Origin of the sequence: Pseudoalteromonas sp. Of11M-6, from assembly GCF_022347905.1 — a bacterium.
GTDB lineage: Bacteria > Pseudomonadota > Gammaproteobacteria > Enterobacterales > Alteromonadaceae > Pseudoalteromonas.
The window spans coordinates 1-23,900 of sequence record NZ_JAKRFW010000005.1 but is presented as its reverse complement, the minus strand read 5'-3'; the positions used below and the strand labels follow the sequence as shown (position 1 = coordinate 23,900).

Here is a 23,900-nt window from a genome sequence, read left to right as displayed (position 1 = left end):
CGATTCAATCAAGTTGCCTCACGCTGTTTCACCGATTTCTTCATCCACCAAGCTTTTTATTTCCTGCCTCACCCACTGGTGGATTGGGCTATTGTGATGAATGAGATGCCAAAATTGTTCAACTTGAAAATCGGCAGTGTGGAACGGTAAATCGGCTACCGTGATGTCATAACGTCTACTTAAATGAGTGACCAGACGCTTTGGTAAAGTGGCAATCAGATCCGTGTTAATCAATAACTCCGGCACCATCGAAAAATGTGGCAAAGATGCCACTACTTCTCGCTGAGCATCCAACCTTTTTAGCTCATGATCCATATCCGTTTTGCACAAGCCATTACCAGAAACGATGAGATGTCGGCTCTGGCAATAGCGCGCTAACGTCATAGGCTGATGAGCCCATTGATGCTGACAACACATTACTATGGCATAATTGTCATTAAATAAACGCTGTTTAAATACGTTGGTAGGTGTCTCATCTGTGGAATACAGTAATAAATCCGCCACCTTTTCCAAGTAGTCATGAAGCGGTATAAACGAGTTGTAAGACACAATTTGTAATTTCAAATTTGGAGCTCGCTGTTGAAAGCGCGCCAACAATTTCGGCACAATCATCATCATTTCGAAATCCAGCGCCCCTATAGTGAACACGCCTGAGTATTGCAGGGGGTCAAACTCATCATCCACCAACATATGACGAATTGTAGTGAGTGATAGTTCCAGTTCGCTACGAAGGCGCTCACCTTTTGCAGTTAAACGATACTCATTTTTCACCTTTACCAACAATGGATCACCAAATTGCTTTCGTAAGCGCATCAGGGCTCGGCTCACTGCTGGCTGGCTCATGTTTAATGCTTGAGCGGCTTGACTAATATGCTTGTGGATCAACACCTTCTCTAAGATCGTTAACAAATTTAAGTCAATACTGCGTAGATTCACCTCAGGTACACCCATGCCATCACCGTATAAAATTATGCGTAAATGATCTACATACTATAACAAACATGCATTTTTGATATGTTTGTTTTTGTTTTATCTTTTTTTCATCTTATTGAGGAGAGAAAAATGAAACTACCCACCCTAGCTTTAACCCCTATTGCTGCTGCAGTGTTTACTTTTAATGTCAGTGCATTGGGCCATGACCATAATAACCAACACGCGATTTTATTCCCTGGTGAAACGGCTCAAATCGAAGTTGAACCATCAGCAAAGCACTCGCTGAAAATCGGCCAAAAAATCAATAACCTTTATGAACGCCAGTTTGATGACAGTAAATTCACTGTACAGAAACTGGGTAAAAACACCTACTGGATTGGAGTAAATTACTACAACGCTACCGTTGTGGTGTCCAAAGACTCGGTGTTACTGATTGACCCTCTTGGTGATGGTCGTATTGATGCGCTGTTTCGAGGTATTCAATCCATCACCAATAAGCCGATCACTGCTATTATGTATTCTCATTATCACCTAGATCATGTAGGTGGAGGTAATCAACTTATTGACTTAATTAAGAAAAACTACCCAAGAGTGGGTCATGTCCGTGTTATCGCTAGTCAAACCGTTGCTGACAAGATCAACCTTCACGCTGAATTGAACGAAAACGGTGTGAGAACCCCTAAAGTTCCTGCACCAAATGAAGTGTACGATTTGAAAAGAGCTAGAACGGTCAAATTTGGCTCAATAAGGCTGAAGATGATGGCACCAGAAGGTTCTGGTCACACACCGGATAACACGATGATTCTAATTCCAAGCGATCGCGTGCTGCATTTCGCCGACATGATTAACCCTGATCAGCTGCCGTTTTACAATTTTGCGGGAGCGGAAGATTTCCATGGTTACGAAGTGGATCTACAAAATCTTCTGAGGAAACCGCTCAGTAAGCACTGGAACTTTATTAATGGCGGTCATGGCAATATAGGCTCAAAAAAGGACGTAAAAGACCTGCTGGAATACATTGCTGATGTTAGAACTGAAGTCGGTAAACAATTAGAAGTTGCGCCCTACACCCCAATTTTTAGTGACGGCAACCACTTCATTTGGTTCAAACGCTGGCAAGAAGAGATCATCAATAATGTGCATTCCGAGCTAGCGAACAAATATGGGCACATGTATGGTTTCGATTCAGGTGCGGTGGAAACCCACGCAGCCATCATTTTGGCTGATATGATTGATCATTAAGTTCACTCGGCGCGCTAAGCGCCGATTTTTTGTGCATCAACTAAATTGAAGAATCGGCTCTCTACCTGTTGCATAAAGCCAACTCCCCATGGTCAGTCAGGTAAATTATCAACCATATTTGTCTACCCGGGTCTCTAGTACCTGAAACTAATTTACAAATTGTCTGGTGAAAACACTGCGGGCATGTGGTGCGAAAATGCATGTTGGCTAGATTTTGACTTTGGTAGGTGTGCAGCACGAATAAAAAACAGGGCCTGAATTAGGCCCTGTTTGCGCTACTTAATTGGTTTATTTTAAGTCAAAGCGGTCTAGTTGCATTACCTTCACCCAAGCGGCGATAAAATCGTCTACAAACTTCTGTTTGGCATCGTCCGATGCATAGACTTCGGTAATTGCGCGAAGTTCAGAGTTAGAACCAAAGATTAAATCAACCGGTGTTGCCGTCCATTTTATCTCTCCAGTTTTACGGTCACGACCTTCATATAAGCCTTCTTGCCCCTCTACTTTTGACCATTTAGTCGACATATCTAGCAGGTTAACAAAGAAGTCGTTGCTCAACTGACCTGGTTTGTCAGTAAATACACCGTGCTCTGAACCTTTGTAGTTTGCGTCTAAGCTACGTAGGCCGCCTAATAGTACCGTCATTTCAGGTACAGATAGGTCCAACATATTGGCTTTGTCTACTAACATTTCAGTTGGTGACATAAACGCTTCATCACTGTAATAGTTACGGAACGCGTCTGCCTTTGGCTCAAGATAGCTAAATGATAAGACGTCCGTTTGTGCTTGTGAGGCATCGGTACGGCCCGGTTTAAACGCTACATTTACTTTGTAGCCTGCGTCGTTTGCGGCTTTTTCAACTGCCGCAGAACCACCTAACACAATCAAGTCGGCAATAGAGACCGCTTTTTTACCAGCGCGCTTATTAAAGCGGGTTTGAATGTCTGTCAATGTAGCTAGTACTTTGTTTACCTCGTCAGGGTTGTTTATCTCCCAACTTACCTGAGGCTCGAGGCGTAAACGGCCACCGTTTGCACCACCACGCATATCAGTAACACGGTGGCTAGATGCTGCCGACCATGCCGTTCTGATCAGTTCTTGCTTTGTTAGACCTGAGTTCAAGATTGATTTTTTCAGGGCGCTTATGTCCTTATTATCAATCATCTTGTAATCCGCTTTTGGAATTGGATCTTGCCAAGTCAGTACTTCGCTCGGTACTTCTGAACCCACATAACGGGCTCTTGGACCCATATCACGGTGGGTCAATTTGAACCAAGCCTTCGCGAACGCCAACTCATATTGCTTTGGATCTTTGCGGAAGCGTTCAATGACCTTACGATATTCAGGGTCAAATTTTAATGCCAAATCCGTGGTGAACATTATTGGTGCGTGGCGTTTACCTTCAATGTGGGCGTCTGGCACTAGGTTTGCCGCAGCTTTGTTGTCAGGGATCCATTGGGTCGCGCCTGCTGGGCTTTTTGTCATTACCCAATTGAAGTTCATTAGGTTGTCGAGATAATTGGTTGACCATTGAGTTGGCGTGACCGTCCAAGCCCCTTCTAAACCACTTGTTGTGGTGTCTGCACCTTTACCCGTGCCGCATTTATTTTTCCAACCTAGGCCTTGCGCTTCAATCTCTGCAGCGGCTGGTTCTTTACCCACACAATCTGATGGCTTTTTCGCGCCATGTGCTTTACCAAAGGTGTGACCACCTGCGATCAGTGCGACCACTTCTTCGTCGTTCATGGCCATGCGACCAAATGACATGCGAATATCTTTTGCGGCAAGTAATGGATCTGGTTTACCGTGTGGACCTTCAGGGTTGACATAAATAAGACCCATTTCAACAGCTGCCAATGGGCCCTTTAGTTTGCCTTTTTTGTCACGACGCTCGTCTTTTAAGAAAGCATCTTCTGGCCCCCAATAAACTAAATCAGGTTCCCAATCGTCTTGACGGCCACCGGCGAAACCAAAGGTCTTAAAGCCCATTGACTCAAGCGCAACGTTGCCTGCTAAGACCATTAAGTCTGCCCACGATAGGCTACGGCCGTATTTTTGTTTAATCGGCCACAATAATCGTCTTGCTTTGTCTAAGTTCGCGTTATCAGGCCAGCTGTTTAACGGATCGAAACGTTGTTGGCCACCTGCCGAGCCACCACGGCCATCGTGTACACGATAGACCCCAGCGCTATGCCATGCCATACGGATCATAAAGGGACCATAATGGCCCCAGTCGGCAGGCCACCAGTCTTGCGAATCAGTGAGTGTTTGCTCAATGTCTTTTTTGACTTGCTTAAGATCTAGTTTGCTAAATTCAGCGGCATAGTCAAAGCTTGCGCCATAAGGGTTGGATTCTGGGCTGTGTTGTCTTAATGGGCTTAGGTTTAGTTGTTCTGGCCACCAAAATTGGTTGGTTTTCGCTTCGCTCATTGCAGCAAAGCTCGGGGCTGATAGCGTTGTTGTTACTGCGAGCGCTACGGCAGACAACATCGTTCTAGATTTTCTATTCATGGGGTTTTCCCTCGTAATTAAAGTGTGTCTCAAACTGCGTGTTAAACTTTAGTTCACAAATTAAAAAGAGAAAATCCAGAAAAACAAATTGGTATGTTCGGAAAAATAAATCGATAAAAAATCTAACTTATCAAAGTGTTATATTTATTTTCTATAGCAAGAATATTTTTGAAGTAAAACTTTAATTTAGTCTTTTGCAATAATTGGCTTAAAACAGAAAGCTTGTAAGATCATATTGAATTTTGGTAGCTAGCTAGGTGCGCAAAGATAGTGCTTAATAGTCTCGTAATTGTATTGGGTATGAAAAAATATACGGCGGAGTAATGAGTCCTACTCCGCTTTATTCGCCAATATTGAAAATAGCAATGGAACTTGATGCCCTTTACTCAATAACTGAAAGCCTTGTCCAGACACTGTCTCTAAACCTTCAAAGCAGTTATATGGACTAAAAGGGTGCTCATCGAAGTGGGTAATTGTAAGACCAGCTTGCATTAAGGACTGCATCACTTCGGCGATTGAGTGTGGCCAAGTCGCAATGGTTTGTTTGCTATCTTGGTGGTTCTCAGTATAGGTTGATTCTTCGCTAATATCCGGCTGAGTTTGTGGGAAATAAGGGTAACCCAAATGAAGGTCAATGCTTGGGTGAAACTCCACGAAACAAAACTGACCGCCGGGCTTCAATGCACAGGCAATCGTGGCAGCCCACTGAGATAAATCTTGTAACCAGCAAATGGTGCCATAGGATGCAAAGACAATGTCGAATTGTGTGGTATTCTCAAGCCCAAATTGCGCGATATCCTGACAGATAAAACTGGCATCAAGCCCAGTTTGCTGAGCCAATGTATTTGCTCGGGTAATGGCTTCTGTCGAAAAGTCGACACCAGTTACCTTAGCCCCCAGCCTTGCGAATGATAGGCTATCTAGGCCGAAGTGACATTGTAGGTGAAGCAGACTCTTGCCTGATACATTACCAAGTAGCTCACATTCTATGGGATTGAGTGAGGAGGTACCTTGTAAAAAGCGATTGACGTCATAAAACTCAGAATCAAAATGTGCCTTGGCTCGTTCTTCCCATGCCGCACGATTGAGAGAGACATAATCCATATTGAATTCCCTATTTTTGTGGATTTTCTTTAACAATAAACAAGTTAGATAAATTAGTAAAGAAACCGAGGCAAGGCTGCCCCGTCTTGGTTGGGATCCCGTTTATTTCTTCGGATCGTGCTTGTCGAACCACCACTGAATATAAGCCACTTTGTTTAGCAGGTTGGATGGCCTTTTGGTGATTCCGTGTGAGGCATCTGGAATTCTGACCATAGCTGTTTCTACACCTTGTAGCTTAAGCGCCTGATAATACTGCTCGGTTTCTGAAATTGGCGTACGATAATCCGCTTCACCTGTCAGTAGCATGGTTGGGGTTTTTACATTACCCACATAGCTAATAGGCGAGCGTTTCATATAATGTTCCATGTGCTCCCATGGTTTTCCTGGGAACCAGTAGTCCGCAAAAAATGGATAGAAATCTGCAGTTAATACAAAGCTATACCAGTTAATCACCGGCTTTGCTACGACCGCTGCTGCGAATCTATCCGTGTGACCGACAGTCCACGCAGTGAGTACGCCGCCACCTGAACCGCCCGTAACAAACAAGCGGTCTTTGTCTATATAGCCTTCGCCAATCAGGTGATCGACACCTGTCATTAGGTCGTCAAAGTCATGGCTTGGGTAGTTATGGTGGATAGTTTGAGCAAACTCTTTGCCGTAGGAGTCGCTGCCTCGTGGATTCATGTAAAGCACGACGCTGCCTTGGGCGGCAAAAAGTTGTACTTCGGCGCTAAAATGTGGGCCATAGTTTGCAACTGGGCCACCGTGGATCTCAAGTACGAGCGGATACTTTTTAGATTTATCGAACCCAGGAGGGTAGGCGACCCAAGCTTGAATTGGCAGTTGATCATGTGTCGACTTTAGCCAAACTTCTTCAACTTTTGCCAGTGTTTTATCGCCAAGGGCATCTTCGTTAAGCTTTGTAATTGGTCTTGGCTCGCCGCGTTTTACAATTGCGACATCGGCAGGGCGCTGGGTATCTGCAAGTGTAAAAGCCACTAGTCCACGATCACTGATGGCATAGTCACCACCTGAATAGGGGCGACCAAAACTAACACTACCAATGGCATCCGTTATCTGCTCAAAACGCCCTTTTAACGGCTGGTAGCCAAGTGTGGTTTTCCCTTCACTGTCGTAACTTACATAGACACCACGGCTGTTGGCGGCCCAAGTGACAGAGGCAAGGCTTCTATCTAAATCGGCTGCATAGGTTTTGGTTTCGCCTGATTTGAGATCTTTGACATAGAGTAGGCTATTCTCGTAATTGGTTTTTTTATCATCATAACCAAGGTAAGCCAGATAGCGGCCATTAGGTGACACCTCTGGGTGATTATCTGGGCCAACTCGGTCAGTTACCGCTGTGATTTCGAGCGAGTTTAGGTCTAGCTTATAGACTTCGCTGTTGGTTGGGTTTAATTGGTTATCCTTGTGGCGATTAGCCGAAAAATACAGTGCCTTTGCGTCATCAGCAAAACTCAGTTCGCCGCCATGATCAAAGTTGCCTGAGGTTAACTGTTTTGCGTTGCCACCGTTGGCGTCAATTTTGAAAATATGATTAAAGCCCGGTTCGGTATAACCAGCACCGTCGGCGCGATAATATACCTCATCGATAAATACGGGTGGTTTTGCCCATTCTGCCCCCTTGGGTTTTCCTGTAACAGATACCGGTGGTGCCTTTTGGCTGGGAACAAACTGGCTAAAGTATAAGCTTTTACCATCTGGTGACCAATGTAGTCCTGATGGTCCATGAGCTAAATTGCTGATCTTGGCAATGGCACCGGTTGCTAACCATTTCACATAAATTTGGCTGCTACCGTCGCGAGTAGAAACAAAAGCGATGCGATCATTACTAGGCGACAGCACAGGAGAATAATCCATGTGCAATCCAGAGGTAACTGGCTGCATTGCGTTGGTAGCAAGGTCTACAGACCAGATATTACCGACTTTTCTATCACTTTTTATATCCATGCGGTTGCGCACGAAGAAGACTTTGTCACCGTCATTGGTGATGTCAATTTGATTAGCATATTCAAGATTAAATATATCGGTTGGCTCAAGCGATGCGGCTTGCACAGCGCAAGCTGAGCTCGCAATCGCGACGCCTGCTAGAAAGTATTTCATGACTCATCCTGTTTCTAATTATCATTTCCACTATGCGCGATATTGCAGCTTAATCAACTCTTTGCGGTGAACAAATTAAAAGTCTATAAAAAAGTGCTTTACCTCAACTTAGCTTGCGGTTTTATCGTTGCCAGCAGTTAACGAAATTTATAATGAAGAGGATGATATGTACTTAGAACACGTAAATTTGGTAGTTAGCGACCTAGAAGAGGTGCTTCACTTTTATCGCGCCGCATTTCCTCACTGGAAAGTTAGAAGCAAAGGGCAAGGCGAGTGGTACGGCAAAGCACGAACATGGCTGCACTTTGGTGATGACTATCATTATATAGCGTTTAGCGATCACGGTGAGGGTCACAACAGAGCACTCGAAGGTCACCAAGTCGGCTTGGCACATTTTGCCTATGTGGTTCAAAGTATCGAGCGTGTCGTTAATAGGCTAACCGAAGCGGGTTATGCGGTCGATAAAGTCGGGGCGCAGCATCCACACCGAAAAAACGTTTACTTTATTGATCCAGCTGGATATGAAATTGAGTTTGTGGAATATATGAGTGATCTGCCTTCTGAGCGTAATAGTGATTAACTTGCTAAGAAGCGTAAGTGTTACCCATGTTATAGCTATAGCGAGTGGTTAGAATGAGGGAGATCTAGTGTTTTTAAAAACAAATGATCCGCCCTCATTTGGTGAGCACAGCTCTGTTATTACTTAACCTGAGGTTTGGATAAGGAATGAGCTAACTCATTGTTTTTTAATCACCTTAAACTATCTTCTTATCTAGCCAGAGAGTTTTAGGGATAACTAGGCAAATTTACGCACCAATAGCTGGCTATTGGAAGTGAATTCAACGCAGTTAGCGCTAAAACTGGCTGCTAGAAAGGCATTAATTATCCGAAGCTCAGGTTACTTTAGCAACCCAAACTTCTCGTCATTTACCCACTCACCGTTAATTTGGAAGTTATGTTTTAGCGTGCCTTCAAGCTCAAATCCTAGTTTTTTGAGTAAATGGTGAGAGGCATGATTTCCTTGGGTAACGGTGGCGATGAGCTTGTGGTAATTACATTCGTGCAAGGCAAAATCAATGACGGCTTTAGAAGCTTCAAGGGCGTAACCCTTTCCTTGAAATTTGGGAGAGAGCATAAAACCTAACTCGGCCTGTTGAAATGGGGCCCACATACTTAAAAATCCGTGTAGCCCGATTGGGGTCGCTGTGGCCGTTTCTTCAATCACTAAGGTGAGCCAGGTGTTATCTTCTTTGTGCCACTGCCCAAGTCCGGCGCTTAAACCACGGTTAAACTTTTCACGCAGCGTAGCTTCATCGGTAATCTCACCGACAAAACGCATGACATCTGGTTGTTGATGAAGTTCTGCCCAAAGCGACCAATCTGTATTAAGTATAGGTCTTAAGGTAAGTCTACTCGTATTTATTTGAATCATTATTCTAACTTTTATTTGCCGTAGCTGGAGTATTCTAGTTTAGTCTTTATGCTAACCACAAAATGTACTAACCTCAACTTGTGATTGACTTGTGGTTGTTTCTTTTCTGTTTGCTTTTTGTTTCTTTTTTGTGTACGTTTTGGGTGTTGGATTTTTTCTGACGCATACATACATTTTAAACACTTAAAGGAGTAAATGTGATAAATTTTAAAGTTATAGGGGCCGCACTCTTATTAGGGGCTTGCAATGTACAAGCTGCAGTAGTGGACACTTTTTCTTGTGATACATGTACTGAACAACAAGCTATAAACTTAGCAAGATCAAAAGCGCCGCCACTACATTGTTATTGGAATAATGAACCAGGAACAATACCAGGTGTCGATGATCAAGTGTGTGATGGTTCAGCAAAAACATTTATTATTGCTAACCCTGTTGCTCGACAAAGTTATAAATTCCGAGTTCAATCTATACCTAACGGTCATCTTGAGAAAATAGTTCGCGTTAATAATTTAACCCTAAGTAATGATGAAATCACCATGCTTAATAAGTTTTACGAACTAGATTCAGAATTTTATAGTGTAAGTAACTTTTCAATCCCAGGACAAGACTTAAATCAGAATTCGGGTTTTACTACTCGTGAGAGTCTTGAAACTTTGATAGGTCCTATGCGGCTAACCGATGGAGACCAATGCGCCGGGCATCCAAGTAAATATTTAAAATCAACCAGAGCCCAGGAGCAACTGTACAATCAGCTGGCTGCTAAGGTGTATGCGGACATGAACGGGCAAAATTGGAGCGACTATACTACGGAAACCAGATTGGCTGGAGGGGGGATTAATTTAGAGTTAAGGCGAGGCCTAGGTTTAAATATCTCATTGTCCCATAACAAAAGACAAGTTCACGCCAATACCGTTTGGGATGAGAACAACAGGTTGGTTTTTGATGTTACATATAAAGGGCAATATACTATAGGTACCCAGAATAAGCTTCTGCTTGATTTTAAAGTGGCAAGAGGTGTTAGTAGAATCGATGGTCTATCGTTAGAATACTGGTCTTTGAAAAAAGTAGATTTAACTAAAGAGCCTAACGTGAGTGAGTGTATGAAGGAATACATCGACTCAATAGCAGAGAAAAGTGTAACTGTTCCTGGAAGACCCCCTGGTGATTACGATCCTCCTGGTGGAGATCCTAGTCGGTTATGCACTAAGCGTGTGACTGCTTACTCTTGCACACCTTGGAGCTGTTTACGTCAGGAGTTTTTGGTGCCAAATCAGTGTTAGCTTAGCATTTTGAGCTTGTAGACTTTGATAAATGGCACCGTCTTGATTGGATAAGGCACACCTTTTACCATTGAATGAGCTTTTGCTAAAGATCTAAGGCATTAAACGCAGTATGTTTAATGCCTTTTTAACTAATCGTCACTCGTAAGTGTATGGTTTTTCGAGAGTGGACTAGTTTGTTGTGGTATTGACATTCAACTACTCTGTTTTATTAAACATGTACCGCCAGACTATCACAAATTATTGATTTATCACGTTTCTTATTTCTTCAATTAAGGCAATGCTCGCCTCGTTGTCACCGTGAACGCATAAGGTGTCGGCACGTAAGGAAAGTGACTTCCCACTTGCAGTTGTAACACTGCCTTGCTGGTGTAATTGCTTAACTTGCGCAAGTAGTGCTGATTTGTCATGCACTGCGCCCGCTTCAGAGCGGGGAGTCAGTAAGCCTTCATCGGTGTAAAGCCTATCGGCAAAGGCTTCAAAAATCAGTGATACGTTATAGTCGTCGGCGAGTTGTTGGTGACTTGCTTGTTGCGCAGTGGCTAGCACCATCAACTTAAGCTCACTTGGATAGTGTGAAATGGCCTTGATAACACAGCTTAATATCCTTTGTGACTTCATCATATCGTTATAAAGTGCACCGTGTGGTTTTACATAACTTAGCGTCAAGCCTTGCACCTTTGCCATCCCTTCAATTGCGGCAATTTGGTAATGTAAGGCGTTGATGATCTCTTGCTCTGAGAGTTGCATTGAGCGGCGGCCAAACCCTTGGCGGTCTGGATAGCTTGGATGTGCGCCAAGCGTCACTTGATGCGTGTTGACCAGCTTTAGTGTTTGCTCGAGTACATCAGGATCTCCTGCGTGAAAACCGCAAGCGACATTGGCCATGTCGATATGTGGCATTACGTGTTCGTCTAACCCCATTTTCCAAGCGCCAAAGCTTTCACCCAAGTCGCAATTTAATAACATGCTTATTTCCTACTTCGTTACTGCAAGCTCTAAATCTTGTCTATCTGTCACCAATAAATGGTGTGGACTATTCATAATACAAAACTCAGGTGCCGCTTTTGCTATGGCTAATTGAGCTGTCAGGCTAGAACCCCAAAAAACCGGAAGCTGCCCCTCTTTACAAGTCAATGGCTCGCCAAAATTAGGCTTGCTAAGATCTTTGATTCCGACCTCATTTGGTTCACCAAAATGAAGTGGCAACGCATAGGGAAGTCGGCTCAGTGTTGCCGCTTGAATGGCACTAATAAGATTTTGCTTGGTTAATGGGCGCATCGCCAATATTTGATTCGCCTCGTACTTATCTACTGAGTTGCAAGGCAAATTACTGATGTAGAGTGGTAAAGGCGTGGTTGGATTCGCTGATGGCGGGTTTATTCCATACTGCGCGAGTAAGTTATCAAAAGAAAGATAACTGGCAAAAGCAAAGGTAACTAAATCGTCGCGCCAGTGCTCTTCTATATTATGGCATTCTTGGGCGAGCTGGCCATGCTTTAAAATCTGATACTTGGGGAGGTGGTAGCGAATGTCTATATCTTTCCCCAAAGTGTCAAAGTTAAAATTACCCGGCTCGCTGGGCGGAATAATTAGCTTGCAAACAGATTGATTACTCTCACAAAAGCGAAAGAATGAATATGCTTCGCTTTGTGGCAAAATAATCACATTACATTGTGTGAACCCAGGCACGAACCCTTTAGTAGGGCCCGTATAATCACCATCCTTGATCAATTTTCTTATTGCATGTGGTGCACTTAAAGAAGCACTGGGATCCATAGATTCCTCCAATTAGTGGTTTACTGTAACAGGCAGTGAACCTTCCGCATTCGCTATTCCTAAAATCACTTTGGCCAGCGCCGTGTAGGCAGGCCCAGCTACTTTTTTATCATGATTTACGTCTACATTATAAGCATAACTTGCTAATACTGCGTTACTAAGAGGGCCAAAGGTACTAATTTCGTATGGTGCTCTTAGGCTGATAAATAGCTGCTTTTTACCCAGTTTCTGACCGTATTGCAGTAATGCTTTCAGCGCCTCAGGTTGTACATTACGCGCCACCCCATGCTCTCGTAACTTTTTTACATCGTCCATGCCGCCAATTTCTACCGCACTTTGCGGTGGTGATGCATGTGCGGCGATTATCACGTCGGCCTGTTTAATTGCATCATGTGCAATGTTTGGGTCGTAGGCTTGTAGGCTTGTACAAGAAAGTGTGAGCGAGTTTTTGCTGTGTGTTTGTAATGCTTGTTCAAGCGCAAAACATTTTTGTCTGTCAGGCATGATAAGGTGAACAACTTGAGCGTTACCTCTGAGCGGTAATACACCATCGTTTTTTACTTCGGTGATAGCTGCTAGTGCAAGCTCTGCTTCTAAGCGACGATGACTTGGATTACCCAGTGTTGAATTGGCAATGGCCAAAGAAGCGCTCGATTGTAGCAGCTTTGTCTTGAGCTTAGCGATACGCGCCATAGAACTGCTAAGTTGTTCTTGGTTTAGTTTATTGGTATCCAGTGCTTCGCCTAGCTGAGCCATATATTGCTCAAAGCATTTGATGTCTGCACGATTGCGAATAGCAATAGGCATTAGCGCGATATCCACGCCGGCATTAAACGTTTCAATTGTCGCATCGACTGGATTAAAAAAGTCGCTGATCCCAGCCATATCTAGCGCATCGGTGACGGTCACGCCTTGGTATCCCAACTCGTGTCTCAGTAGTTGTGTCATGATCTGATAAGACATAGTCGCGGGCCTTATCATGCTCTCACCTTGAGAGTTAACAACTTTACTGTTGTCGAGCGCCGGATATTGAATATGGGCGGTCATTATCATGCCAGGAGGCGATGCTTTGATTATCTCGGCAAAGGGCAATAAATCTTGCTGGTTAATTTTGTCGCGGTCGTGATCAACGCGAGGTAGTCCCGTGTGGCTATCAACATGTGTATCACCGTGGCCAGGAAAATGCTTTAGCGCAGAGAGAACGCCTGCGGCCTCAAATGCTTTTACCTGAGCAAGACCTAATTTGGCGACCACTTTTGGATTTTCCGAGAATGAACGCACATTGATCACCGGGTTGTTCGGGTTGCTGTTCACATCTACCGTTGGGGCGAAGTTTACGTTGATCCCTAAGCTATTTAGCTCCTTTCCAATTGCGCTTGCCACTTTGGTTGCGTAAGTATCACCCTGTTTTGGATAGGTTGCTCCAATACTCATATTGCCGGTAAACGACGTTGCTTGTTCACGATTTATTCGCGCAACACGGCCACCTTCTTGATCTATGGCAATAAATAAAGGAAGTTGACTTTTACTTTGTTGTGCCGCACTTTGCAAAGCATTGGTTAGACTGACGATTTGCGCGGTGTTTTGCACATTTTCGGCGAACAAAATAGCGCCACCGATGTCATATTTACTAATTAATTCGGACAGCTCAGGCGGTAAAGTTGTCATCGCTGCTCTACAATCTCCACTTGGCCTTTTGCTTTCACCGCAGTAATAGCGGAAATCGAGCATAAGCTTTTGTCCAAGCATTTGCGAAGTGGTCAGTGGCACTTGTGCTGCTGTTGCGTGAGCTGAAGTGATGAAACTCATGAATGTGATAGTTCCTAAAGTAGTGAGCAGAGATAATAATCGCACAATCAATAATAAACGCTGAATAAAATTGCCTACACTTTAACATTGATTTAGAAGCGACTACAAAATGCTTTCTATTAGGCGATAACAGCATAAATGAAGCACAGATTTTAAAAGGAATAAAAAATGAACAACCATATAAATTATGTAGAATTAGCAGCAAAAGACTTAGTAGCAACACAAGCTTTCTTCGAGCAGGTGTTTGATTGGCAATTTGAATCTTACGGGCCAGATTATATTGCGTTTGCAAATTCAGGCCTTGATGGCGGCTTTTTCCGAGCCGATGTGTCTTCTAAACAAGCGCAAGGTGGAGCGCTCGTAGTGTTGTACAGCGATGAATTGGAAGCCGTGCAAAGCAAAGTAGAGCAAGCGGGCGGAGAGATAAGCAAGGCTATATTTGAATTTCCTGGCGGTCGTCGCTTTCACTTTATTGAGCCGAGCGGCAATGAATTTGCAGTGTGGTCTAAATAACTTGAGTTTAAAAATAATTAGTTGACATATTCCTTATTCAAACCTCAGCTTAAATAACCAGGCGATATGCTGTAAAGCCCCTTTACAGCACACGTAAATACTGAGGTTTTATTGTAACAATCTTTCGTTTTCAGAACAGATAAAAACTTGAATTCGTTGCTATTGTGAACAATAGTTATTAAACACTGATGCAAACATCTCTTTGTGTTTGATACCTACTTATTGCGTGATCAGCCAATAGACTTATCTAATGGGTTTAGGTTTAGCGTAGAAGTGCCGATAGTAAGGGCAATAATTGTACAAAACACCGCTAAATGCATCATCACCATACTTAGGTTTGATTAGGCAATGAGACGGATATTCTTAGTTGTTGGTATTTTACTCTCCTTAACCATGCTTATGGCCGATAAATTGGGCCTATTCTTATTGTTGCCTATTACTTTTATTGCCATCAGCGCTTTAGTTTTTTTGTTTGTAGCACTGCTTTGGTGGCAAGCTCAAGATACTAAAAAAATTATGGTTGATGATGACTCTACCGTGCCACAAGCGGTGTTAGACAGCGATGGCGTTATTCTACAAGCCAATGACCAAATGCAATCCATACTGGGTGTTGGCAGCACAGTAATAGGGTTAAAACTTGAAAATTTAATCGCGGTGAGCGGTAACATCCATAGCGAGGGCAAGAGTGGTGCAACAAGCATGTTCGAAGCGCTCGTAACGCAAAGCTATGGTAATTGCACGACCAAACACAGTGGCAAAGTTATTAGTCCTGTTGCTTTACCAATTAAAGTCGCGGATACCGTTACAGGGTATCTCTGTTATTTTAATACTAGCAACAGAGAAAATCGCCTCGCTCAGGCACTAGAAGAAGAAAAAGAATTGCTCGAAGTGACGCTGAGCTCTATTGGTGATGGCGTGATCTGTACAGACGTAAATGGCGTGATCACTTATATTAACCCTGTCACAGAAGCCATTCTCGCGATGTTAAATGAAGAAGTGGTCGGGCGGCGATTTGATGATGTGATGTCTATGTATCACGAAGAAACCAAAGCTTCGGTCAATAAATTTCCTGAGCTTTGCCTAAAGCAAGGCCATACCATTTGTTTACCTGAACTCACTTCCATTACCAATCATCTTGGCCTTACCTTTGCTATCCAAGATTCCTTCTCTCCTATTATAGCTAAAGATGGCAGCTACCTTGGCACTGTAATGGTCTTTCAAGATGTGACAGAGTCGAGATTAATGGCGAAAAAAATGAATCACCTTGCCCATCACGATGCATTAACTGGACTACCCAATCGCTTATTGCTGCATGACCGTTTAGTGCAGGCTTGTAAACGAGCCAAGCGCATGAGTCATCAATTTGCTTTGGTATTTATTGACGTCAACAAATTCAAAAAAATCAACGACTCACTGGGGCACGATTATGGTGACTTATTACTCAAAGAAATTGCGAGTCGATTAACTCAGCAAATTCGAGGATGCGACACCGTTGCCAGAATGGGAGGCGATGAATTTGTGTTACTCATTGACGGGATCCAAGATAAAAAATATGTACGTAAGGTGGTGAGTAAAGTATTGAGTAGCGTTAATGGACAATATTGTTTGCGCCAAGTTAGCCTAAAAGCCACGGTGAGCGCTGGCGTTGCAATTTACCCTGATGATGGTGACAACACGGAAGCTTTGTTAAAGCATGCTGATACCGCAATGTATCGAGCTAAAAAAGCCACACAAACGGAATTTCAATTTTATAACGCACGCCTAGATTACGAGTCGGAACAGCGTTTAGTGCAAGAAAGTCGGATCATTCAGGGGTTAGATAATCGAGAATTTATTCCTTATTACCAGCCTATTGTCGATGCGCATACCCGTAAGATTAAAAAACTTGAAGTGCTAGCAAGGTGGCAGCAAGATGAACAATTGTTGGTACCTGAAGACTTTTTTGAAGCGGCATGTGATGGCGATCTGATGGTAGAAATTGGGCAACAGCTCAGAACCCTGGCCTTTCAGGCGATGAAAACATGGTTTTACGAGTACGATAATCTCGTGGTTAGCTTTAATTTTTCGCTTGCTGAACTCACCAATAAAACAGTAATAAAAAACTTTATGGAGCAGGCTGCGCAACATCAGTTGCCATCTCGGCAAATTGAAATAGAAATCAAAGAAGTTGACCTGATAGAGCTACTTGATAAAGCACCGGAAGTGATGGCGGAATTGGAGCAAACCGGTATGCGGATCTCGATTGATCATTTTGGTGTCGGGCATACCAGCATGCTGTACTTGCAGAAGCTCACGTTTGAAACCATTAAAATTCCACCGGCTTTCCTTGCTACCCCTCAGTCGGTTGCCTCACAAAATGATATTGCAAAACTGATTGTACAGATGGCAAAGAGCTTGGATGTAGAATGTGTGGCAGTAGGTGTTGAAAGTGCGTTGCAAGCTAAGTCTCTTAATCTCAATGGCTGTCACCTTATCCAAGGCAACCACCTTTTCGCTCCCGCTACAGAGTCCGAGATCACCCCGATTCTCAGTACCCATATGAGCATAGAACGGCGAAGATTAGGTCAAAACTAAATTTAACGGTTTCTTTAATTGTACGCAAATTCAAGCCCCGAGTGCATCATCTGCTAAATGCATAACACTTTGTCGATGTCTGGATGAGAAAATATTAATATTCAGGATCGACTAACGAGGCGTACCTACACCTTACCGCCCAAATTGGTTAAATTTTAGGAGTGGCAACTACCCAGCGATAAGGAGGCATGACGCGGTGAAACATTGTCAATAAGCTCGATTTGAAACAGGCGCTTTTGTGGTGTTTGTGTAGTTGGTTTTATTTTTCCACTCAAATTGGAATGTTTTGTAGTACGATCGTTTAGATCTTCAAATAATTCAACAAATTAAATTGGTTTCAGGATAAAATAAGATGATTTGGACTTGGTTGTTAACGTTTTTGACTTGTCCTGATCTAATTCTCATAAACTTGTATTTAGTTAAAAATCTAAAGCAGTAGCACGGAACTATAGTTTATTTTTTCGTTATTAATTTTCCAAATATATTGCATAAAATCCACTAGAACAACTAATGTCCTTTGTTTTTTCAAAACTTTCAATATTAATATAGTGATCTATTTTATTATCGAGTGTTGTTGAGTGCATATTTGAATAATTTATTGTGCAGATTCCCTCGTTAATTAATCTAATCCTTATCTTAGTCAGCTTAGGTGCCATCATTTTAACTATAAAACCAGCTTCCGATATCGCTTGATTATACTGGGAAATAGCTTTGGTTACTTCTTTAGCTTTTAGTGTACTTGAGTTATCATTTTTTATCAACATGTCTAGCCCAATGTGAACTCTACCTTTACCTGTTTTATTTAAATATGCTTTTGGATTCTTCTTATATAAATTTTCTGAAATTTCCATTTCTATATTTCCATTGTAATCAGCATTGAATTTACGCTCCCAATCAACTCCCTTTAAAGTTAGTATTAGTTCATTTTTATTAAGTTTTTGGTCTTCTGGTGTCAACCTTATTTTGAAAGAAAGTTTATTAAATTTTCTTAAATCTTGGTCGAATAACAAATTAATTGAAGTGGATTCAATAATTTGTTTATACTCAATGTGGCCTTCATTGGCTCTTAACAAAAATGCAGATAGCAAAGTTGAAAATAAAATTATAAATTTAATCATTGATAACTCCGTTTATAAGTTTCCTAAATATACTTAATCCATTTGTTTTTGATAGTGAAGTGTCTAGTGATATTATTGGTAATGAGGGCTCTTGTGCTAATTCACACGCAATTTTAATTGCTGAAAATAACCCACCTAAATAGTCTATGTAACCCAATTCATGGCCTATCTTTGCATTTATAACTTCTCCATTTTCTAATATTTTCAACCTGTTAATGTCAATGGGTCTAAACTTCTTTATACTATCTATAAAGTTATTGTGGTTATTCTTTATAACGGTTGTGATAGAACTCTTCTCATCTTTATTAGTAGAAAAATAATTTAGAGAGTCTTTTTCAACCCCACTACTTACAACTTCATACTCAACCCCAAGTTGTTCTAGGAGGGAAGATATATTAAATTTCCTATATACCGCTCCCATATTTCCAATAAGAGATGAAGGAGAGGCTACTACCTTGTCACATGCCATCGCGATATAAAAAGCAGATGATAAAGCACTATCCGTTACAAGCCCAATAACAGGTATATCCAATTCTTGCTTAACAAACTGTAAACCTTCAACTAAACTCTCTGCTGCCCCTAAACTCCCTCCTGAACTCGAGATTCGTAAAATAATAGCTTTAATTTCATGGCTATTTGAAGGTAGCGCCCTGATCTTAAAAAGCATATTCAAAGTATCCTTTTCGGATACATTGTTCACTATTGATATCATAGCTATTGCCTTGTTCTTTTTTGATTTTTTTTTAAACATCTTAAATATTCACTATAAGATAAAATACAGCAATGTCTGTAAATATATGGATTAATAACGGTATGAAAAGTGAGCCTGTTTTCCTCGCAAGAAGAGTTAAAGTACAAGCATATATAAAAGTCATTGCAAAGCCAATATTTCCACTAGGAAATCCGAATTTATAATGAGCAATAGCAAAAGTGGAAGCTTGAATTAAAGTTGATAAGTTGAAACTAAAATTTAATTTTAATAGAGTTTCTTGGAAAACTCCTCTAAACAACCATTCTTCAAGAAATGCATTTGCAATTGAAAATAAAAAGGCAGTAATTAAAAGTTGTGTAAAAGGTAAATCTGGGATCATCTTATTTAAAAGCTCAATATCAGAATTTGAGTTATAAGCCCATATAAATAAGGATGAAATAGATGCAAATAAAACTGCTCCTCCAAAAAAAAATCCTTTTTTTTGCTTGTAAATGGTGAAGTTCAAATAGTATTCTTTTTCTTCGCTAAAGTAAGTTATTACTACAAACGCCAAAAGTGGAAAAATTAAATGGATTGGCCAGGTGAAGAGGTGTGGGAAAAATATAACAACTGTATATTTAACTAAGATTATAACTGATATGTTTATCAATTTAGTTCTAAAAATAAAAGTTAATAGCGATGATGAAACAATGGTAATATAAATTATGGAGTAATTGTTTTTTGAAATATATAATGTTCCAAAAAAATCAACTATTAAAAAAGTGTAGGTTAAAAACAGCTCAAGCCGGTGATTAAGTTTCAATTGCGTCATTCATCTGCTCTTCAAAAATTTTATAGTAGTTTCTTTTCCTTTTTACCAAAAGTTCATGATTTCCAGATTCTATAAATTTACCTCTATCCATAACTATAATTTTATCAGCATGTCTAACTGAGGATAATCGATGTGAAACGATAATGACTAATTTTATAAATTTACTATTTTTAATTAACTTATAAAGTTCCTGTTCTGACTCAGAATCCAAAACAGCTGTAGCTTCATCTAAAATTAAAATTGGCTTCTTTGACAAGATAGCCCTAACAAATGCAACTTTTTGCTTCTGCCCTGTGGAGAGTGCGCAAGTTAATTTTTCATCATAGATATCTATGTTATTCTCTCCAAGCTTACTCAGCATGAGTTCAATCAAGCTTTCATCACACCTACCTGAAAGTGAAATATTTCGCTCTATACTGCGATTTAATAAAATTGCTTCTGATCCTAAATAATTGATAAAAGGAGATAGTTCAAAATATCCACTGCACGAACCGTTAAAAACGATACTGCCATCATTTGGTATATTCCACCCTCTTATTAAATTCAATAAGGAACTTTTTCCAGAGCCACTTTGCCCAACGATAGAGTATATTTTATTTTTATTAAATTTGAATGATAAATTTTTAATGTGAAAGTCAGAGTTAGGATAAAAAAAGCTAACGTTTTCGAAAGTTATATTGTGTTCAAAATGTTTTATTTGAGTTTTTTCTACTTTAAATTCTTGAGATATAAATTTATTGATATTATCAAAAGAGCATTTTGCTCTCCTGATTGAGGAGTAGTTTGACGAAAATTGGTTGAACGATCTTCCCGCTAATAATATGTAACTAACAAATCCAATAATTGATCCTGTTGATATGTTTCCAATAGAAACTAAATAAGAAGATAAATTTATAAGTAGGACCAATAGGATTAAAGAAAATATTAACAACCCCCCTCCAAATACTGCCTGAAATTGATTTTTCTTGTAAAGAGCTATGAGTGAATTTTTTTGCCAATCAGTCATGTTGCGAATTTCACTATCTATCACATTAAATGACTGAATCAAATCAACTTTATTTATCAATTCTAAAGTTCTTTCTGTTGCCTGATTTGTTGTTTTTTGAAGAATTATTGTAAGGTTTTCAATCTTTTTCTCTAAGAAAAGATTTAATAAGGCTAATCCAGATATAGAAATTATGATTACAGCTGTTAGTGAAATGGAAATAAAAGAAAGGAATAGTAATGAAAAAAGCAATAGTGAAAAATTAAAAATAATTGGTATTATTGAATTTCCAATTGCTACAGATAGTATTGAAATATCATTCAAAAATATAGAGTTTGGTTTAGGTAGGTGATTCTCTCTATCAATTGGAGGCGTTTTTAACCACTTTTCTATGAACTCTATTTGGATTGAGGCTCCTATTTCACTCGATAATTTTGAAGAAAAATAGAAATTAATATTTGCGACCCCTCCCATAAATATAAGGTAAGTACATGCTACTAGAGATGTTCTCGTATCTACATAAGAAAAGCTTTTAGACATTAAAGACTGAAGAATGCTTGGTAAATAAAGCAGTAGCATGGCTAGCAAGAATGATGTAAAAAGGCAAATTATAAAAACCTCTTTTTGTTGAACGTATTTGCTTATAACATATCTAAAAAGCTTAGATGTCATTTTTAATTACCTCAACTTCGAGAGATTGAGCAAGCCTAATTTTATCAAGTAAACCAGCCCATCCACTATATTTATATGGTAATTCGCTGACTTTATTAAACATTTCAAAATCAAGTTTTTTTGAGATGACACCATAATCTTCATTTTTTAGCTTGTTATCTAAATAAACTGGTTTTCCAAACTCTGTAACATATTTGTCATCTTGTAAAAAAATATGAAACGGGAGGATAGTTGCATTAAATTTTGCAGCTAACTCAAGAATGCTTAACGGGAATACAGATTTCTGATTTGATATATTTGAGAAGACAAATCTGTTAGTTTGAGTAGGAAGACTATCTACTCTCATAGCAAGTATTTCATTTTTTTTCAGTGATTTAACAAGCTGTATTCCAACTCTTTTGCTATCAGCTTCGATTCCTGATATAGAATTACCAGAAACAATAGATAGTTTTTCATAAAATCCCACTTTATTAAGAATATCTAAAGCCAACTTAGGTTGTACGACCTTAATTTTACGATCTATATTTGAATTCTTTAGTAAACCTAAATAATGAACTGTAAATGAGTTTAATAGTAGTATTATCGGCTTATTTCGATTGTCGGCATCCAGAAAGTTTTCATACTTGTTATATCTGATATTATTTTGGCTCCAGACTTTAAGTTGCTCGATATCCTTTTCATGTAAAAAGCAGTTCAATACAACATTCTTTGCATCGTTAACCTGCAAACTCCAATAACCTTTAAAAGCCTTTAAACTTCTTAAACCAAGTAAAATTCGCATAGCTTCTAATGATTTTGGTGTACCTTTTTTAATAAACAAACTATCAAAAAACCAATAAGAACCAACAATATGTGAGACTATAGTCCAAAATGGTTTAGGAAGCTTACAGGCAATAATTGCCCATTTCGGTAACATTAGCGAAGTTGAATCATCCATAACTGCTCCAGAAATAGCGAGCATTACACGCTCGCTAGAGATATTAAATTTTTTATTAGTTTTAGTTCTCAGGATCTGGCTGAGGTGGTTGTGGTGGTTGTGGGAAGGAACAATTATCTCGACAAACACATGTTGCTGATGACGAAACAGACGTTAAGTTAGAGCCTTCTACTATAGAAGCTTTATCACCGTTAATTACCTTAACTTTTCGCTTCATATTTGAAAGTCTTTTTTCCATAATTTCAATCCTTTTCTTTGTGTAATAATAATTTTCCTTTAAGTCCTTTATTATGAACTTACAACAAAGGAATTTCAGGCTCTCATATAAATAAATATATGTCAACATCAATTTTGATCCTACTGTTTTAAGGGCGTTGGTGTTTTAAAATAGAAAATTACTAAAGCAAGTTTCCTATATTTCATAATGATTCTCTATATTTTTTTGTTTCTTAATACAATGTTTTTCAACATTCATACTTAGGAAGTAATTAGAAGAATCACTTCCTTTTAGGCTGTGTTTCCTTGTTTCATCACATTATCAACACACTCACTCCAATCACCTGAAAGAGGAGTTCTGCATTTCAATTAGTAAACTATCTAGTTCAGCTTTAGCTTGAACAGACCCTCATTTTTAGTGTGATTTACCAGTGCGCAAGTACAGAATGTTAGGGTAATTAAAGTAAATAATACTTTAATTTATGATTTTGTTATTGTGGATTTCACAAAGAATTAAGGTTGAAAAATCACTGAGTTCTGTATTTTTTACCTTATTTATGTGAATGTATTTTATGGACTGTTGAGAGTTTTTATGCTTCTTTTAGTTTGTTGCGAATAATTCTGTAAATTGAAATTGTAAAATGTTAGGAGGGTAGGGTTAAGTAATAACTGTTGGCGATTTTATTTTTTATCTCTTAGTATAAAAAAGTTGCCCAACTAATTTTATATTATTAAAAATATTTCAATAAACTAAGCGCCACAGGGTGAGAGCATACTTTGTTAACTACCATTAACCAAAAATAAGCTTTGCCCTGAATTCATCGTCAAAACTGGCGAACACACTTGCTACGTATCGAAACTTTACGTCCTGTGTGCTGTTTTACAAGTTGCGAACAACCCGTCTGAACAGCGCCATATTCTACGCCGAAATAGGCTTACTTATCTGGCAAGCCTCCTCCTTAAACACGACATCCAATACCCAATGCTGCTGGTTCTCGATGTGCCAATGGTGGCGGATAGCTTTTTGTAACATCTGTGCACCAGGCTCAACTGAAGTAACATAAAAGTGTGTGTCTATTTTTGTTGTTGAGCCGGACTTACTGTGCCTTTCGACGGCGACCAGCGAAGTGAGTCCAGGCCATTTTTCTCTT

At 40.2% G+C, this 23,900-nt stretch carries 18 protein-coding genes and 1 pseudogene; 5 read left to right on the top strand and 14 right to left on the bottom strand.

The features are described from left to right. Window positions 1–18: 18 nt before the first annotated feature. A complete protein-coding gene (locus MHN32_RS03965) occupies window positions 19–951 on the bottom strand; it encodes a LysR family transcriptional regulator (protein WP_239420983.1) in 933 nt (310 codons plus the stop codon). A 111-nt stretch (window positions 952–1,062) separates the two neighbouring features. Here MHN32_RS03965 and MHN32_RS03960 point away from each other — a divergent pair, with 111 nt between their 5' ends. Beyond that, complete coding sequence (locus MHN32_RS03960; RefSeq protein WP_239420982.1) at window positions 1,063–2,175, top strand: VarG family subclass B1-like metallo-beta-lactamase; 1,113 nt, start codon at window positions 1,063–1,065, stop codon at window positions 2,173–2,175. Between the two features lie 288 nt (window positions 2,176–2,463). Here MHN32_RS03960 and katG read toward each other — a convergent pair whose 3' ends face one another. The 3 genes from katG to MHN32_RS03945 form a co-directional block, all read right to left on the bottom strand. Continuing rightward, a complete protein-coding gene (katG, locus tag MHN32_RS03955) occupies window positions 2,464–4,686 on the bottom strand; it encodes a catalase/peroxidase HPI (protein WP_239420981.1) in 2,223 nt (740 codons plus the stop codon). 330 nt (window positions 4,687–5,016) lie between these two features. Further along, complete coding sequence (locus MHN32_RS03950; RefSeq protein ID WP_239420980.1) at window positions 5,017–5,790, bottom strand: class I SAM-dependent methyltransferase; 774 nt, start codon at window positions 5,788–5,790, stop codon at window positions 5,017–5,019. Window positions 5,791–5,892: 102 nt separating this feature from the next. Next, a complete protein-coding gene (locus MHN32_RS03945) occupies window positions 5,893–7,911 on the bottom strand; it encodes a S9 family peptidase (RefSeq protein ID WP_237117430.1) in 2,019 nt (672 codons plus the stop codon). 166 nt (window positions 7,912–8,077) lie between these two features. Between MHN32_RS03945 and MHN32_RS03940 the strand changes: the two genes are divergently transcribed. After that, entirely contained in the window at window positions 8,078–8,491 is a 414-nt protein-coding gene (locus MHN32_RS03940; protein WP_174169629.1) for a VOC family protein, read from the top strand. A 318-nt stretch (window positions 8,492–8,809) separates the two neighbouring features. Here MHN32_RS03940 and MHN32_RS03935 read toward each other — a convergent pair whose 3' ends face one another. Continuing rightward, window positions 8,810–9,343 (bottom strand): GNAT family protein, encoded by a 534-nt coding sequence (locus MHN32_RS03935; RefSeq protein WP_237117431.1) that lies wholly within the window; start codon window positions 9,341–9,343, stop codon window positions 8,810–8,812. 197 nt (window positions 9,344–9,540) lie between these two features. Between MHN32_RS03935 and MHN32_RS03930 the strand changes: the two genes are divergently transcribed. Then, entirely contained in the window at window positions 9,541–10,623 is a 1,083-nt protein-coding gene (locus tag MHN32_RS03930; RefSeq protein ID WP_237117432.1) for a hypothetical protein, read from the top strand. Window positions 10,624–10,863: 240 nt separating this feature from the next. Here MHN32_RS03930 and MHN32_RS03925 read toward each other — a convergent pair whose 3' ends face one another. Genes MHN32_RS03925 through MHN32_RS03915 form a run of 3 tightly spaced genes read right to left on the bottom strand, consistent with a single transcriptional unit; the run spans window position 10,864 to window position 14,211 of the window. Next, window positions 10,864–11,592, bottom strand: coding sequence for a 5-oxoprolinase subunit PxpA (locus tag MHN32_RS03925; RefSeq protein ID WP_239420978.1), 729 nt, complete (start codon window positions 11,590–11,592; stop codon window positions 10,864–10,866). A 9-nt stretch (window positions 11,593–11,601) separates the two neighbouring features. Next, the gene (locus tag MHN32_RS03920) at window positions 11,602–12,402 is read right to left on the bottom strand and encodes a DUF1445 domain-containing protein (protein ID WP_010603874.1); all 801 of its coding nucleotides are present in this window, start codon (window positions 12,400–12,402) and stop codon (window positions 11,602–11,604) included. A 12-nt stretch (window positions 12,403–12,414) separates the two neighbouring features. Further along, a complete protein-coding gene (locus MHN32_RS03915; RefSeq protein WP_239420976.1) occupies window positions 12,415–14,211 on the bottom strand; it encodes a glycoside hydrolase family 3 N-terminal domain-containing protein in 1,797 nt (598 codons plus the stop codon). 168 nt (window positions 14,212–14,379) lie between these two features. Between MHN32_RS03915 and MHN32_RS03910 the strand changes: the two genes are divergently transcribed. Together MHN32_RS03910 and MHN32_RS03905 are read left to right on the top strand one after the other, a co-directional pair. Next, window positions 14,380–14,724 carry a VOC family protein gene (locus tag MHN32_RS03910; protein WP_010603872.1) on the top strand — a complete coding sequence of 115 codons (345 nt, stop codon included), beginning with the start codon at window positions 14,380–14,382 and terminating at the stop codon, window positions 14,722–14,724. A gap of 348 nt (window positions 14,725–15,072) precedes the next feature. Beyond that, the gene (locus MHN32_RS03905; RefSeq protein ID WP_239420974.1) at window positions 15,073–17,298 is read left to right on the top strand and encodes an EAL domain-containing protein; all 2,226 of its coding nucleotides are present in this window, start codon (window positions 15,073–15,075) and stop codon (window positions 17,296–17,298) included. Between the two features lie 467 nt (window positions 17,299–17,765). On the opposite strand, the gene MHN32_RS03900 is transcribed toward MHN32_RS03905, so the two are convergent. The 6 genes and pseudogenes from MHN32_RS03900 to MHN32_RS03875 form a co-directional block, all read right to left on the bottom strand. After that, on the bottom strand, window positions 17,766–18,416 hold the full coding sequence (locus MHN32_RS03900; protein WP_239420958.1) for a hypothetical protein: 651 nt from the start codon (window positions 18,414–18,416) through the stop codon (window positions 17,766–17,768). Then, window positions 18,409–19,167 (bottom strand): S49 family peptidase, encoded by a 759-nt coding sequence (locus MHN32_RS03895; protein ID WP_239420957.1) that lies wholly within the window; start codon window positions 19,165–19,167, stop codon window positions 18,409–18,411. The genes MHN32_RS03900 and MHN32_RS03895 overlap by 8 nt, the downstream gene beginning before the upstream one ends. A gap of 1 nt (window position 19,168) precedes the next feature. Beyond that, window positions 19,169–19,939, bottom strand: coding sequence for a CPBP family intramembrane glutamic endopeptidase (locus MHN32_RS03890; RefSeq protein ID WP_239420955.1), 771 nt, complete (start codon window positions 19,937–19,939; stop codon window positions 19,169–19,171). Continuing rightward, entirely contained in the window at window positions 19,920–21,596 is a 1,677-nt protein-coding gene (locus MHN32_RS03885; protein WP_239420949.1) for an ABC transporter ATP-binding protein, read from the bottom strand. The genes MHN32_RS03890 and MHN32_RS03885 overlap by 20 nt, the downstream gene beginning before the upstream one ends. Beyond that, window positions 21,586–22,533 carry a hypothetical protein gene (locus tag MHN32_RS03880; RefSeq protein WP_239420944.1) on the bottom strand — a complete coding sequence of 316 codons (948 nt, stop codon included), beginning with the start codon at window positions 22,531–22,533 and terminating at the stop codon, window positions 21,586–21,588. The genes MHN32_RS03885 and MHN32_RS03880 overlap by 11 nt, the downstream gene beginning before the upstream one ends. 1,006 nt (window positions 22,534–23,539) lie before the next feature. Next, window positions 23,540–23,900: pseudogene (locus MHN32_RS03875) on the bottom strand (ISAs1 family transposase); the annotation flags it as partial.

Excerpts from the sequence above, each read along its gene's own strand:
- MHN32_RS03965 (WP_239420983.1), bottom strand. The coding sequence starts at position 951 with ATGGGTGTACCTGAGGTGAATCTACGCAGTATTGACTTAAATTTGTTA.
- MHN32_RS03960 (WP_239420982.1), top strand. The coding sequence starts at position 1,063 with ATGAAACTACCCACCCTAGCTTTAACCCCTATTGCTGCTGCAGTGTTT.
- katG (WP_239420981.1), bottom strand. The coding sequence starts at position 4,686 with ATGAATAGAAAATCTAGAACGATGTTGTCTGCCGTAGCGCTCGCAGTA.
- MHN32_RS03950 (WP_239420980.1), bottom strand. The coding sequence starts at position 5,790 with ATGGATTATGTCTCTCTCAATCGTGCGGCATGGGAAGAACGAGCCAAG.
- MHN32_RS03945 (WP_237117430.1), bottom strand. The coding sequence starts at position 7,911 with ATGAAATACTTTCTAGCAGGCGTCGCGATTGCGAGCTCAGCTTGCGCT.
- MHN32_RS03940 (WP_174169629.1), top strand. The coding sequence starts at position 8,078 with ATGTACTTAGAACACGTAAATTTGGTAGTTAGCGACCTAGAAGAGGTG.
- MHN32_RS03935 (WP_237117431.1), bottom strand. The coding sequence starts at position 9,343 with ATGATTCAAATAAATACGAGTAGACTTACCTTAAGACCTATACTTAAT.
- MHN32_RS03925 (WP_239420978.1), bottom strand. The coding sequence starts at position 11,592 with ATGTTATTAAATTGCGACTTGGGTGAAAGCTTTGGCGCTTGGAAAATG.
- MHN32_RS03920 (WP_010603874.1), bottom strand. The coding sequence starts at position 12,402 with ATGGATCCCAGTGCTTCTTTAAGTGCACCACATGCAATAAGAAAATTG.
- MHN32_RS03915 (WP_239420976.1), bottom strand. The coding sequence starts at position 14,211 with ATGAGTTTCATCACTTCAGCTCACGCAACAGCAGCACAAGTGCCACTG.
- MHN32_RS03910 (WP_010603872.1), top strand. The coding sequence starts at position 14,380 with ATGAACAACCATATAAATTATGTAGAATTAGCAGCAAAAGACTTAGTA.
- MHN32_RS03905 (WP_239420974.1), top strand. The coding sequence starts at position 15,073 with ATGAGACGGATATTCTTAGTTGTTGGTATTTTACTCTCCTTAACCATG.
- MHN32_RS03900 (WP_239420958.1), bottom strand. The coding sequence starts at position 18,416 with ATGATTAAATTTATAATTTTATTTTCAACTTTGCTATCTGCATTTTTG.
- MHN32_RS03895 (WP_239420957.1), bottom strand. The coding sequence starts at position 19,167 with ATGTTTAAAAAAAAATCAAAAAAGAACAAGGCAATAGCTATGATATCA.
- MHN32_RS03890 (WP_239420955.1), bottom strand. The coding sequence starts at position 19,939 with ATGACGCAATTGAAACTTAATCACCGGCTTGAGCTGTTTTTAACCTAC.
- MHN32_RS03885 (WP_239420949.1), bottom strand. The coding sequence starts at position 21,596 with ATGACATCTAAGCTTTTTAGATATGTTATAAGCAAATACGTTCAACAA.
- MHN32_RS03880 (WP_239420944.1), bottom strand. The coding sequence starts at position 22,533 with ATGGATGATTCAACTTCGCTAATGTTACCGAAATGGGCAATTATTGCC.